Source organism: Wolbachia endosymbiont (group A) of Andrena helvola, assembly GCF_964028415.1.
GTDB classification, from domain to species: Bacteria; Pseudomonadota; Alphaproteobacteria; order Rickettsiales; family Anaplasmataceae; genus Wolbachia; species Wolbachia pipientis.
Genome location: NZ_OZ034779.1, coordinates 1,092,967 through 1,106,470, shown reverse-complemented (window position 1 = coordinate 1,106,470; position 13,504 = coordinate 1,092,967). Strand labels below are relative to the sequence as shown.

At 34.6% G+C, this 13,504-nt stretch carries 14 protein-coding genes; 9 read left to right on the top strand and 5 right to left on the bottom strand.

Going from position 1 to position 13,504, the window contains the following annotated elements; all coding sequences use genetic code 11:
* The first annotated feature begins 80 nt into the window (after positions 1 to 80).
* From ABWU73_RS05735 to secF, 3 genes are all read left to right on the top strand, one after another.
* The gene (locus ABWU73_RS05735) at positions 81 to 2,207 is read left to right on the top strand and encodes a heme lyase CcmF/NrfE family subunit (RefSeq protein ID WP_265017869.1); all 2,127 of its coding nucleotides are present in this window, start codon (positions 81 to 83) and stop codon (positions 2,205 to 2,207) included.
* 174 nt (positions 2,208 to 2,381) lie between these two features.
* Positions 2,382 to 4,592 (top strand): hypothetical protein, encoded by a 2,211-nt coding sequence (locus ABWU73_RS05730; RefSeq protein WP_264329803.1) that lies wholly within the window; start codon positions 2,382 to 2,384, stop codon positions 4,590 to 4,592.
* 200 nt (positions 4,593 to 4,792) lie between these two features.
* Positions 4,793 to 5,668 carry a protein translocase subunit SecF gene (gene secF / locus ABWU73_RS05725; RefSeq protein ID WP_264329804.1) on the top strand — a complete coding sequence of 292 codons (876 nt, stop codon included), beginning with the start codon at positions 4,793 to 4,795 and terminating at the stop codon, positions 5,666 to 5,668.
* 6 nt (positions 5,669 to 5,674) lie between these two features.
* Here the strand turns inward: secF and ABWU73_RS05720 are convergent, their stop codons facing one another.
* A complete protein-coding gene (locus ABWU73_RS05720; protein ID WP_006279648.1) occupies positions 5,675 to 6,190 on the bottom strand; it encodes a TIGR02281 family clan AA aspartic protease in 516 nt (171 codons plus the stop codon).
* A 134-nt stretch (positions 6,191 to 6,324) separates the two neighbouring features.
* Here ABWU73_RS05720 and yidC point away from each other — a divergent pair, with 134 nt between their 5' ends.
* From yidC to ABWU73_RS05690, 6 genes are all read left to right on the top strand, one after another.
* Positions 6,325 to 8,034 (top strand): membrane protein insertase YidC, encoded by a 1,710-nt coding sequence (yidC, locus tag ABWU73_RS05715; RefSeq protein WP_095742636.1) that lies wholly within the window; start codon positions 6,325 to 6,327, stop codon positions 8,032 to 8,034.
* Positions 8,012 to 8,440 carry a 6,7-dimethyl-8-ribityllumazine synthase gene (locus tag ABWU73_RS05710; protein ID WP_006279647.1) on the top strand — a complete coding sequence of 143 codons (429 nt, stop codon included), beginning with the start codon at positions 8,012 to 8,014 and terminating at the stop codon, positions 8,438 to 8,440. Before yidC ends, ABWU73_RS05710 begins: the two co-directional genes overlap by 23 nt.
* Positions 8,440 to 8,922: a transcription antitermination factor NusB gene (nusB, locus tag ABWU73_RS05705; protein ID WP_007549265.1), complete on the top strand. Its 483-nt coding sequence runs from the start codon at positions 8,440 to 8,442 to the stop codon at positions 8,920 to 8,922. Before ABWU73_RS05710 ends, nusB begins: the two co-directional genes overlap by 1 nt.
* Positions 8,923 to 9,094: 172 nt before the next feature.
* Positions 9,095 to 9,424 (top strand): transposase, encoded by a 330-nt coding sequence (locus ABWU73_RS05700; RefSeq protein WP_007548762.1) that lies wholly within the window; start codon positions 9,095 to 9,097, stop codon positions 9,422 to 9,424.
* A 1-nt stretch (position 9,425) separates the two neighbouring features.
* Positions 9,426 to 10,043 carry a transposase gene (locus tag ABWU73_RS05695; protein WP_265017868.1) on the top strand — a complete coding sequence of 206 codons (618 nt, stop codon included), beginning with the start codon at positions 9,426 to 9,428 and terminating at the stop codon, positions 10,041 to 10,043.
* Positions 10,044 to 10,072: 29 nt separating this feature from the next.
* Complete coding sequence (locus ABWU73_RS05690; RefSeq protein WP_010962456.1) at positions 10,073 to 10,243, top strand: hypothetical protein; 171 nt, start codon at positions 10,073 to 10,075, stop codon at positions 10,241 to 10,243.
* A 121-nt stretch (positions 10,244 to 10,364) separates the two neighbouring features.
* Here the strand turns inward: ABWU73_RS05690 and ABWU73_RS05685 are convergent, their stop codons facing one another.
* From ABWU73_RS05685 to yihA, 4 genes are all read right to left on the bottom strand, one after another.
* Entirely contained in the window at positions 10,365 to 11,018 is a 654-nt protein-coding gene (locus ABWU73_RS05685; RefSeq protein WP_182282568.1) for a hypothetical protein, read from the bottom strand.
* Positions 11,019 to 11,081: 63 nt separating this feature from the next.
* Positions 11,082 to 11,543: a dUTP diphosphatase gene (gene dut / locus ABWU73_RS05680; RefSeq protein ID WP_006279458.1), complete on the bottom strand. Its 462-nt coding sequence runs from the start codon at positions 11,541 to 11,543 to the stop codon at positions 11,082 to 11,084.
* Between the two features lie 414 nt (positions 11,544 to 11,957).
* Positions 11,958 to 12,869 (bottom strand): acetylglutamate kinase, encoded by a 912-nt coding sequence (gene argB / locus ABWU73_RS05675; protein WP_209473400.1) that lies wholly within the window; start codon positions 12,867 to 12,869, stop codon positions 11,958 to 11,960.
* 4 nt (positions 12,870 to 12,873) lie between these two features.
* The gene (yihA, locus tag ABWU73_RS05670; protein ID WP_010962460.1) at positions 12,874 to 13,467 is read right to left on the bottom strand and encodes a ribosome biogenesis GTP-binding protein YihA/YsxC; all 594 of its coding nucleotides are present in this window, start codon (positions 13,465 to 13,467) and stop codon (positions 12,874 to 12,876) included.
* Positions 13,468 to 13,504 lie beyond the last annotated feature (37 nt).

Genomic DNA, 13,504 nt, shown 5'->3' with positions numbered 1-13,504 from the left:
GCATTATGCTAGCATCAATTAACACTTTAACTTCTAACTTGTCATCAGTAATATTGTTTATATAAAAACTATAATTTTTTATGCCTGAACTTGGGAATATATTGCTATTGCTAGCCTGCTTATTGTCTTTGACATATTTGTTTTTACCGCTTAGTTCTTGTCGGTTTATTACCACTGCCATATTTTTTTGTGTATCAGCGTCAATGGCTATTTTGATCTACTGCCACATTACAAATGATTTTTCACTTGAAAACGTATACTACCACTCACACACAACAAAACCTTTGATCTACAAGATTTGTGGTGTTTGGGGAAACAAAGAAGGGTCCATGTTGCTTTGGACCTTAGTGCTTGTCATGTATTTATTACTAATGGATATTTATATACCTTCTGTCATCCCAGTTTCCCCCTCTGTCATCCCAGTCTCTTCTTCTGTCATCCCAGTGCCCAGACACTGGGATCCAGACAATTTAATTGCAAATGAGTACATCAAATGGCAGTGTAATAAAAACTGGATTCCAGTGTCAAGCACTGGAATGACACCAGAACGAACTAATGGTAGTAAATTAAAAAAAATATCTCTTATCACTCATGGGCTGATTTGCTTTTGTTTTTTGCTGTTCACTTTAATTGAATCCAGCCCCTTCACTAAAATGCCAGGCATTGAAACAGATGGATTGGGTTTTAATCCGATATTGCAGGATATAGGCCTTGCTATTCATCCACCGATATTATATTTGGGGTACCTTGGATTTAGCGTTCCTTTTTCGCTCTCTATAGCTGGATTAATTTTAAATACTGAAGGAAATGTTTGGGCTAAAATTGTCAGGCCTTGGGTACTTATTTCTTGGTCGCTGCTCACTTTGGGCATCAGCTTGGGTAGCTGGTGGGCATATCGCGAACTTGGGTGGGGTGGATTTTGGTTTTGGGATCCAGTGGAAAACGTTTCTTTGATGCCGTGGCTAATTGCAGTAGCGCTGACACATTTGTTGCTCGTGGTACGGAATTTCAATGTTTTAAGGAACTTTGCTATTTTACTTACGCTTACAACTTTTATATTGAGTGTGACTGGAACATTTCTAGTCCGCTCAGGAATACTTACCTCAGTGCACACGTTTGCAGATGACCCAAGATATGGACTATATATATTAGCTCTACTTGGTGTAATTACAGTCAGTAGCTTAGTAATATTTGTAGTATTTACGAGAAAAAATCACACGCCTGCGATGTCATTCCAATGCTTGACACTGGAATCCAGAAAGAAACTTGCTACTCAAGTGACAGAGGGTAGAAGATTCTTTTCACGCTTTACGATGATGCTGATGAACAATTTATTATTCATCACTGCCTTTTTCATCGTGTTCGTTGGCACTTTATACCCTACAGTGCTTGAGTATTTAACCGGTGAATTAATTTCAGTTGGAGCACCATATTACAATTCTTTATTTAACTCTATTGCACTAGCTATTCTAGTGCTCACCATGATCGGGCAATACTGCAGTTGGCAGGGAAATAGTCTATTGCCAATATTCCGTGAATATAGATTTTCATTCTGCAGTGCTGCAGCTATTTTGCCGTTTATCTTTCACATGGAGCTAATAATTGTGCTATCAATTACTATCTCCATAGCATTATTAATCTTTGTTTTAGAAGCATACAGTAAAAGAATTCGTTTATTTAAGGTAGCATTTGGTGAATCAATTTTATTAGCAAGAAGAGTTTCTAAGTCCTACTATGCAATGATGCTTGCTCATGCTGGAGTGGCAATTCTAGTGCTTGGTATAGCTTATTCAGTTGGTTGGCAGGAGAAAAAAGAAAATTACTTAAAAATAGGGGATAGCATAACAGTCAATAAATTTAAAGTTACTTTACGCAATATTGAGCTAATAAAAGAAAAAAATTTCCATGCAGTGAGGGGTACAATGGATATCAGGAATTTGCTGAATAATAAGATATTAGGTGAAGTAACTCCTGAATATAGATTTTACCTTGCGGAAGGTCAGAAAAATGTTGAAAGCAGTATCTACCACAATTTGCTTTCTGATATTTATGTTGTAATTGGAGAGATTGATAAGAGTAAGAGCAAAATCGCAGCCAAAGTGCACTATAAACCTGGAATGTCTATAATCTGGCTTGGATCCTTTCTTATCGCTTTTGGTTCGCTCCTTGCTGCTTTTCCTTTTAGTGGACGAGCAAGGATTGTCTAGCTGTCGTGGATTTTATTAACAACGCTCCTAGGTCCAGAGTGCAACGTATGAGAAATTACCGAGCTATAGATACTGATTTGCAAAGGTTAGAACCAAAGAAAGTTATATTTTTTTATTGACAGACCTATATATTACGATATTCACTAAGGGATTAGTGAGTAATGGTTATACAATATGAATGGTGGGGTATCAGGCAAGGAAAAAGTTATACGCACTCCTTTCGATTTTAAGGAGCCTTACAGCGATTGGCGTCAAATTTTTAAACGTCCTAATCAACAGTATAACCCTTCCAACTATGATTCGTCGAGCGAAATAAATGAACACGATATAGAAACTCAAAAGATTGAAGAAGGTGATGGCCATGATTCAGGTATTAGTTCCGATGATGAGGATGACCGGACAACTTATACAGCAGTACAATTAACTAATGATTCTCTTGATAGCCAAAGATATACAGGAATATGCATTCCAACACCAACTGATGGTTGGGTAGGTGAAAATAATCATCAGACTGGTTTATCAGGTGATTTGCCAGACGTGAGTAATAATCCACAAATTTTTGAAAGTACTGATTCAGTACAGCTAGATAATATTGTTTTTAGCAATCTAATTCAGCTTTCCTTGATTAGTCAAGAGCATAATTCTACCTGCAATGATCATGTAATTTGTGATTCAGGTCACAATTCTGACGATGAGGATCAGATTCCAGAGGACTTTCCTTCAAGGAAACGAGTACGATCGATTGAAATTGATCAGTTTGAACCGTTGTACAAGAAGAGGAAAATAGAAGCACAAAATAATCAAAAATATACAGAAAATGTATGTAATCCAACAAATGGTGGTTTGTTAGGTGAAAGTGATAATCCACAAACTTTTGAAAGCGATCCTTTACAGCATGGTAGTAATGGTTTAGGTTATAACTTCAATGGTTATAGTCAAGCAACTTATAGTAAATTAAGTGCTTCAGATCAAGAAGAGGGTCAAGGCTATTCTTTAGGTGGTTCTTGTGAAAATAAAGAAAATTTGACAAAGGGCGCTGGTGGTAGTAATCAGACTTTTGAAGGTGAACAGAAAAGCTCAGAATTTCCGAAAGTTGACAATTGGTCAGATAGTGATGGGAACTCAGAAGATAGTTCGGACTCAAAAAAGGGTTCGTACTATAGTTCAGGTAATCTTGATTCAATGGAGTTAACAGATGATTTGGATTCAGAAAATGATCGGGACCTAGAAGATGATAATCCTTTTCTAAAAGACTCACTTTTTATGAAACTAAAAATGTCGTTAACTCAAAGTAAACAGGATCTGATTGATAAATGCTGTGGGGAGGTGAGAGGTATAACAGAACAAAATGAACAAAAAGATATAAAAAATACTCCAGAAAGTATTAAGTGCATAGTAGCTAAATACTTAGAAAAAGAAGTAATGTTAAATTTAAAATGTAGTTGTTGTAACAAAACTGTAACAAATACAGTATTTGAAGAAATAAAAGATCTTACTAGTGGTAGTCATATAAGTAACAGAAGTAACACTTTTGTATTTGATAACTTTCCCTATCAAAGTAAAGATAAAAACTGTAACAAAGAAAGTAAAGGTCAAAACTGTAACAAAGAAAGTGAAGATCAAAACTGTAATAAAGAAAGTGAAGATCAAAACTGTAACAAAAAAAATGAAGTGTCCGAAGAGGACATTATCAAAAGCATTGTTAGTAATTTATTGTTAGAAGGTGGGAAAGTAAAACGCCATAATTTTTTCGATGGGAATGAGTTTGAGCAGATAGTTACTTGTAATGGATTTGATGATGGTCTTTCTGAGAAATGTAAGGAAATTGAAAGCAAGCTAAAAGGTTTAGCATATGAAAGTATTGTAAACAAAAGCAAGCAGACTCAAAATGTATTAGGAGTAGACAAGGATAATAGATATTTTTGTATAGAGTACTCGCAAGATAGTATTGTTGAAGTTGCAGAAATCCTAAACAATGAAAAAGCCAAAGACTTAAATTTAAGAGTTGGCATACTCAAAATTGGAGAAAGTATAGTAAGAGTTGAAAATGTAGAAGAAATAGGGGGAAAAAGAAATTACATGGATGTCTCAAAAGGTGGTATTGAAATGTCTTTTACTACTGAGGTAGGAGAGATAAGTATTTATCTAAGTCCTAGTGAGAAAGGCAGCAATAAAATAAAAGTGGAGATTGATGGGGAAAACAGAGCAAGGCTTAATGAGTTAAAAAATAGGGGAAAAAGTTTAGGGGAAAACTGTCTTTTAGGAGGAAAAAGTGTTGAGGAAGCTATAGAGCATGAAAGTTTTGAAAGATATGGCAGTGTACCTAACACTGCTATGAAGGAACCTAGCTTAGGTTGCGTTGCTAACATAGCAAGGGGGGGATAAGCTTGCAGAGATAAAATGATGGGCCAAATTGGCAGTATTTCGCTTTTGTAATGTACTTCAAAATGGTAGTATGCAAGCTAGATAGAACTTAATTGACAGACAAGAATTAACTGATGGAAAAATTGACATAATCAAACAATCACAGAATAAACTAGTGAATTTTTTGAAAAGTATATAAAATTCAAGTTTAAGTAAATAGCATGGCACTTAGACTCATTCCAGACAACCTCGATATCAAGTTTAGTAAATATAGGGATTTGACTGCATTAATTAGCATTATTCTTATCATCTTTTCAATATTCACTGTTGTGCTGCGTGGAGTGAACTTAGGCATAGACTTTGCAGGCGGAATTTTGATAGAGATAAAATCTTCAGATGAGAATCACTCTATTCTCGATGCATTAAAAGAAAATGGTTTTACAGTGCAGAGTTCAAAAGCGGGTGATAATTTAGTCATGCGTTTTAAAGATGAAGGAGATGAAGATAAAATCAAAAAGATAAAAAGCATACTAGAAGAAAAGCTGGGGAGCTCAATAAGCTATCGTAAAATAGACTATGTTGGCCCACAAATAAGCTCAACACAAATATTTGAAGGAATGTTATCCATGTTGATCGCGATTGTTGGAATATTTTTTTACGTTTGGTTTAGATTTAATTGGCAATGTGGATTCAGTGGAATAACAGCACTGATTCATGACGTGATTTTAACTGTTGGTTTTATTAGCCTAAATGGCATTGAGTTTAATATTTCATCAGTTGCAGCTCTCCTTACTGTCATTGGTTATTCAATCAATAACTCAGTAATTATATATGATCGGATTCGAGAGTATCGCAGGAGTGGTAAAAGTGGGCGGATGAGTGAGGTAGTAGATGCAAGTATCAACGCTACATTATTTCGCACTATATTAACTTCTGGTACAACCCTTCTTGCTGCTCTTCCTTTGGTATTAATCTGCACAGATGCAGTGAGAGACTTCAGCTTGATCATTTTTTTTGGTATTTTGATTGGCACTTGTTCTGCAATATTTATTTCTGCTCCTATATTGACCTACAGAGCTTTGATAAGTAGATTGTAGAAGTGTTTAGTCGCGGTATAATATCAACTTATTATCTCTTATAGTGAAATGAAAATACCTTAAAAAGCTCATTCCAAGTAGTGAATGAGACATAGAATGAGTGTTAACGCTTGCCTGTACATCATTAATCAAAAAATTTCCTATTTTAACTTGAGGTATTTGAACCACTCCAGCTTTTATTTGACCTTTCGCAGTTTCATATATTTTAAAATCCTGAACATTTTGTAAGTTAATACCAACATGTAATGCGTCTTTTTGTGATAGAACAATATCGGTTGCTCCAGTATCAAGCAAAAACGTTATATTGCGATCATTGACTTGAGCCTGAATATAAAAGTGTCCATCATATGACTTCGTAAATTCAATACTTCCACTATTCTGACCGCTATTTTGAATTCTTCCTTTATATGGTAAAAAAGTACTGAGAAATCTGTCGCTTAGTTTGTCCCTTTGTGAATCAATAAGCATTGCAGTAGTGGCTATTATTAGCAACCAAATAACTAGATTTTTCACCGCGTTCATATTGTTAAAATTTGAAGCTATTAAAATAAATTTTAAAGATCAGCGTTAAAAGTTATTATTAAAAATAAGTAAATTTCATTGTTTTAGTACAATATTTAGTATACACTTTAAGAAGATATGTTTGATTTAATTTCATGTCAGAAGCAAAAAGTTTAATTTTGGCAGCTATCCTTTCCATGTTAATCATGGTGTCTTGGCGTATTATTTATGATAATTTTTTTAGTACAAACCAAAACCAGCCATTGATTGAAAATATTGAACATATCGAATCTTTTAACGACCTTGCTCCTATAATATACCAAAATCGTTCTGAAATTATTAATTCTACTCGAGAACAGAGGGTTAGTTTAACCAATAACATGATTAAAGGATCAATTTCTCTGAAAGGTGCAAGGTTTGATGACTTAATTTTAACTAATTACCACTTAGAACCGAGTTCTTCTTCTCCACAAGTGGTGTTACTGTCACCTGCAGAATCAAAAGATGTATATTTTGCAGAATTTGGGTGGCTCGATCCGAGTAACAAGATTAAAGTTCCAGATTCTAAAGCAGTCTGGCGAGCAGATAAACTTAATCAAAAAGAGGTCAATTTATCTTGGGACAATGAGAATGGCATTTTATTTAGAATGAAAATTAACCTCGACGATAATTACATGTTTAAAGTTGAGCAAGTTGTTGAAAATAATACAAAGGATAATGTAGTTTTGGTTCCTTATGGTAAAATTAACCGTAAACGTGACAATATCAACGAATCTTATTGGATATCCCATGAAGGAGTACTGGGTGCATTTGATAATAAACTAGAGGAGTGGACATATAAGGATATTTCCAAAAAACATTTAATAAAAGCAAGCACGAGTGAAAAAAATTGGTTTGGTTTTGCTGATAAATACTGGCTCACAGCCATCATACCTGAAAAATCTGATAAAATAAATGTAAGCATTAAACACACAAACGTTAATAATACTGATAAATTCCAAGTAGATTTTGTCAAACCTTACAAGAGCATACTTCCTGGTGCAAGCGTTTCTAATGTGAATTATTTTTTTGCTGGAGCAAAAAAGTTGAATTTACTGGATTCTTATAAGGACACTCTCAATATACCCCTGTTTGATAAAGCTGTAGATTTTGGTGTTCTTTACTTTATAACTAAACCAGTGTTTTTACTGCTTGAATATTTTAACTTCGTTTTAAAAAATTTTGGCTTAGCAATATTATTGCTGACTTTAGTAATCAAACTTTTGATGCTTTCCTTATTTAATAGATCATATATTTCGATGTTTAAGGTAAAAAGCCTGCAGCCTGAATTAACTCGTATAAAAGAGTTGTATAAAAATGACAGCTTAAAGCAGCATAAAGAGACAATTGCATTGTTTAAGAGAAACAACGTAAATCCAATGTCGAGCATTTTTCCCATGCTAATACAAATACCGGTATTTTTTGCTCTATATAAAGTATTATTTGTTACTATAGAGATGAGGCATGCTCCTTTTTTTTTATGGATTAAGGATCTTTCAGCTCCTGACCCAACGAACATCTTTACATTATTTGGGTTGTTTAATTATAACTTTCCTATTTCTATAGGCATTTTACCTATAATTTTCGGTGCCACCATGATAATTCAGCAGAAGCTAAGTGAGAAAGATCAAACCAGTAAAGATGATATTCAAGTAAATGTTATGAAGTTTTTACCTTACATTTCTGTCTTTATTTTTTCTTCTTTTCCTGCCGGCCTGGTAATATATTGGATATTTAGTAATATTATAACTCTAATTCAACAGTCATTAATAAAGTTGTTTTTAACAAAAAAAGTGGTAGTAAATGTCGAGAATACTAATAGTTAATTCGATTTATTATACTGAAATAGCGAACCTTTTGCTTGAAGGTGCAATTGATAAATTAAAAGGCAGTAATGCCAGTTACGATGTAGTTGAGGTTCCTGGTACATTTGAGATACCAGCTACAATTCTTTTTGCAGTCAAGAGTGGGCATACTAATTATGATGGTTATTTAGCTCTTGGGTGCGTAATTCGCGGTGAAACCGATCATTATCAATATGTTTGTAAAGGAGTAATTGAAGGCTTAAATGAGGTTGTTATGCATTATGCAATACCCCTTGGTATGGGTGTAATTACCGCTGACAGCAAAGATAAAGCACTAGTTAGAGCTGATAAAAACAAAAAGAACGTTGGTGGCCATGCAGCCTCAACTGTTTTGCGTATGATAGATTTACACAATAAATTAAAATAATGGAGGAAAAACCAGTAGATAAAAAGTGGCGCATAAAAAGAAGCACGGCAAGATTTCTTGCTGTACAAATTGCTTATTCAAATATTTTCGTAGGTTACAACAAAAGCACTTTTAAACTGGAAAATTGTGAGCTTAAGGACTACATAAATAAGTTGAAAGATATATTTGAATGTGAAGAATTTGAACATCAGTTCTTAGAAAACTTGTTATATAAGGTTATAAAAAGCAGTGAAGAATATGATAAAATAATAGAGTCTTATTTACACCCAAGTTGGTCCCTTTCACGGTTAAATCTTATAAGCTTATCTATTTTGCGTGTTGCAATATGTGAGTTAGCTAATTGTGATACGCCAGTTCCAGTTGTCATTAATGAATATACTAACATTGCATCTGATTTACTTGATAAACCAAGCGAAATTGGTTTTATTAATGGGTTATTGGATAAGGCAAAAGATGCAGTTAAATTAAATAAAAATCCTTAGCAATTATAGCCAGCAAGCACAAGGTGTCATCCGAGTAGCTGCTGTATGAACATTGTCTACCAGATCCCAGTGCTTGACACTGGAATGGCTTTGTTGCATAGCAACTGAAAAAATCTGGTGGCTACTGACAAAATTCATTATAAAATAGCCATTTAACCTTGAAAGAAAAAATATGCCACAAAAAATGAGGGTCAGTAACCATAGCGAATATAACAAATTTCTAGAAAAAAGAGGAAATATTTTTCATTATATCAACGAAGCCATAGAAAAGTGGTACGAGAATGGTCCAAAAATACCAGGTGGCAACAATATTTATAGCGATAAAGTTGTAATTTTGGTGCACATAATAACTTGTTTATTTAGAATAGGCCTGAGGCAAACAGTTGGGTTTATAGCAGGATACCTTGAGCAAATTGGGAAAAATTTGCAAGTTATCAGCTATTCACAATCATCAAGAAGGTTTAAGAAACTCAATATTAAGATCAATGATTGCAGAAAATAATATGGAAGATATCGAAATTGCTATAGACAGTACAGGAATTAGTATATACAACAACACTCCTGGTCATAGCAAAGAAAATAGCGAAGATAGAAAGTATCGCAGCTATGAACAGACAAGAAAATTGCATGTAATGTTGAATACAAACAGCAAAAAAGCCATAGCTGTAAAATACAGTAACGGTGTCTACTCTGATCACTATGGAGCTTGTGATTTGCTAAAAGAAGTCGATTTTCAGTATGTCATAAAAGTACTATATGCAGATAGGGCATGTGATAGGCACAAGTTTTATAAGTTGTGTAACGAATATGATATAAAGACAAAAATTCCACCAATAAACAATGCGGCAGAACATCCAGAAATAGATTATATGTCTGACAGGAATGCTGCTATTAGGTTAATAAAATTATACGGTGAAGATGGCATGAAAGAATGGAAAAAAGAAGTAAATTATGGGAAAAGATCTTATATTGAAGGGTTTTTCTCAAGATTAAAGCAAATATTCGGATTTAGTTTTAGGAATAAATCTGAGATAAATCGAGAAAAAGAACTGCTAATCAAATGCTATTTGCTTAATAAATTCACTGATATTGGTATGGCTAAATTTGAGATAGTTACATGAATTTACCATAAATCACCATCTCATAAAGTGTGATGCAACAAAGCCATCCCAGTGTCAGCTACTTGGATGACAAGAAAGGGAGCACTGGAATGACATTATCTGTTGTGCAATTTACCTTCAAAAATGAATGTTTGTACAGTTATGTGTCAAGCACTGGGATGACAAGAAAGGGAACACTGGAATTTTTGTTTCAGCATTAGCCATGCATCTAAACAGATACGTTGCCTTGAGAATCGCAACATCCATGCAGTTATGCGCGTAACACTAAAAATCAAAAAAAACAAAGAGGCAGACTTAATCTACCTCTTTTATTTCACTTGGCTATACTGTCTGTTGTTGAGAAGCAACTTGTTCAACAATAAGTGAGCCTAAATAAGTGTTAACCCCTTTAGCACCATCTTTGTCTAAACCTAATGTTTTATTCCACTTTGTTTCATTTACTGCCTCGAACTTACCTTCATCGTTTTTCTCTTTTAGTGAACCTATCTCGAAGAGTAAAGTATTGCCTAGCGTATTGGTAAGCTGATTAATATCAACAATAATACGGTAGTTCTTGCCTTCTAAGCTGAAGGCTATATAATGTTTACCCTTTTCTACCTTACCTTCTTCATCTTTAACTTGGTTATTCCTTGCCATTTCCTTAAATGTGTCTTTTGTTACTAGCAATGCTGTTTCTTTACCGTTTTTTCTATCGTTATTAACAACAATCTTCGGAGCTCTCAACTCAGATATTTCATTGTTTTTGCTGATAGCGTACATTGCTGAACTAACCAGTGCAACAGCAACAATTGCTAATATACCGATTCCAAGTGGTGTAGCTGCAAAAGCTGCAAGTGGAGCAAGCGTGCAAGTTGAAGACACCCAATATGGTGCTGAAAGTGCTACTGCTGCGCCTATGACATACAAAGAAGTAAGTGCAACAAGTGCAGTATTTGTTTTGTGGAATTGACCACAGTGATTTTTGAAAGTTAGCATAAACGACCTCAAATATTAATATGCTTAAATAAAAAAACTGTCATAGTCAAGCTTTTTCGTAAGCTACCTGCCGCTTGAGCCAAAGCCCCCTGCATTGCGACCGGTTTCTTCTGCGCAGAATTCTTCTCTGTCATCCCAAATTACCTGAGATACAGGAGAAATAAGGATTTGTGCGATTCTATCTCCTCTTTTTATTTCGTATGGCTGATTACTTAGATTAATTAGACAAATTTTAACTTCACCTCGATAATCAGAGTCTATAGTGCCCGGAGAATTTAAGACAGTGATTCCATGTTTTGCAGCAAGACCAGAACGTGGGCGGATTTGCCCCTCAAAACCGTTTGGTATTGCAATCACAATTCCAGTTGGAACAAGTAATCTTTCAAGTGGATTTAAAACAGCAGAATCATTCAATGCAGCATAAAGATCCATGCCAGCACTCTGCGTAGTTGCATAACATGGAAGAGACAAGTCTTCTCCGTGTGATAATCTTTTTATTTCTACTTTAATTTTACTTCTTTGCACTCCAATTTACCATCTATGAAGACTCAATTATAGCATGTAAATTGTATCTGCAAAAGTGATAAATGTAAATGATGTCATTCCAGCGCGTGACGCTAGGCCATAAAATTCCTTGACAAGTTCAGTGCTCCTTTTTTTGTCATCCCAGTGCCTCTATGATGTCATTCCAGTCTGGAATCTAGTCCTTATTATGCAGCCACTTGGTTGAAATTAAGTCTTCTGGATCCCAGTGTCTGGGCACTGGGATGACATCATAAGGGCGCTGGGATGACACCCTGACAACCGTCATCCCGCTACTTGTTAGCGGGATCTAGAGATACCGCGAATGAATCGCGGTATGACGTAGATTGTTGTCATTCCAGTGTCAGCTACTTGAATGACACCCTCTTGGTATTCGTGTAGTTGCAAGCAGTATAGTTATAAATCACTCACAATCGATATGCTTGAATTACTCTCAGTAAATAAATCAAGCATAATGTTAGGTATTCTACCATCAACTATGTGAACAACTCCAGCACATTCCTCCGCCATTTTAACGTATGCCATAAGCCTTTCAATAAATTTTTCCCCTTTAATTTTCCCACAATCAATCGATGCATTTAAATTTTTAACAGATATCTTCCTGCCACCAATTTTATCTATTTCTTCATCTGTGTCACTCAAGATTATCATTTTAGATGCAGAAACTGCGATTGCGATTGCGCTTGCAGTGCTATCGGCATCAATATGATATGTTTCCCCATCTTTTCCATGACCAATTGGTGCAATAACTGGTATAAAATCTGATTCTTCAATAAAAAATAATATATCAGGATTGATTTCAGTGGGTCTACCGATGAACCCCATGTCTAATATCTTTTCGATATTATTTGATCTATCTTCTCTAAGCGTAGCGGTTATTTTTTCGGCTTTAATTAAGTTACCATCTTTTCCACATAATCCAATAGCTGAACCACCAGCAGAATTTATATACTGAACAATTTTTTTATTAACTGAACCACACAGTGCCATTTCAATGATTTTCATAGTGTCTTTGTCTGTAAGTCTGATACCATTCACAAACTTACTGTTCATATCCAGCATTTTTAACACTGAGTTAATTTCATATTCTCCGTCATGAATTATTACCGGATTTATACCAAGCTGCTTCAACAAGACAACATTATGCACAAAAGTATTAAATAGTGTTTCATCTAAGATTATTGTACCACCGCATTTAATGACAAAAGTCTCGCCTACAAAGCTAGGTATGTTAGATAGCACTTCAAGTAATATTTCTGCTTTTTGTTCAAATGATACCTCACCCTTTAAAAATTCACTACTCTTCATTTTTTTATCTTGTAAACTTGAAAAACTCATCTCTTACCTTGGTTATTTTATGCTTAACACGGATGCTCATTTGATGAATTGACACATTCTCATTATTAATCCATTTTTGAATATCTTCTATAACAGCACCTAAGCTTTTTTGACTTACTTTATCTATTTTTGTTAGCACAATGTTAAAGTTAATGTTATTATATATTAACCAATAAATGAAGTCTTTGTCTATTTCTTTTAATCCTACCTTGCTATCTATCAACACAAACACTCTTCTTAGATTTTCTCTTTGAATTAGATAATACTCAATTAAGTTTAAATATTGTATAATTTCCTCCTTGCCTGCATGAGAGTAGCCATACCCTGGTAGATCAACAAGTCTGAACTTATCATCGTACATAGAGTAAAAATTTATTTGTCTAGTGCATCCAGGTTTAGAGGAAACTCTGGCAGCTTTTTTGCTGTTTATCAGTAAGTTGATCAGACTGGATTTTCCTACATTTGATCTACCAGCAAACGCAATCTCTGGAGCCGACTCATTTGGTAATGATTTTATGTCCGAAGCTCCAAATATGAAATTGCAGTTTGATGTTATCTGTTTTGCCATTATATTCAACTAGAAGGTAGTAGGTATATTATAGTGT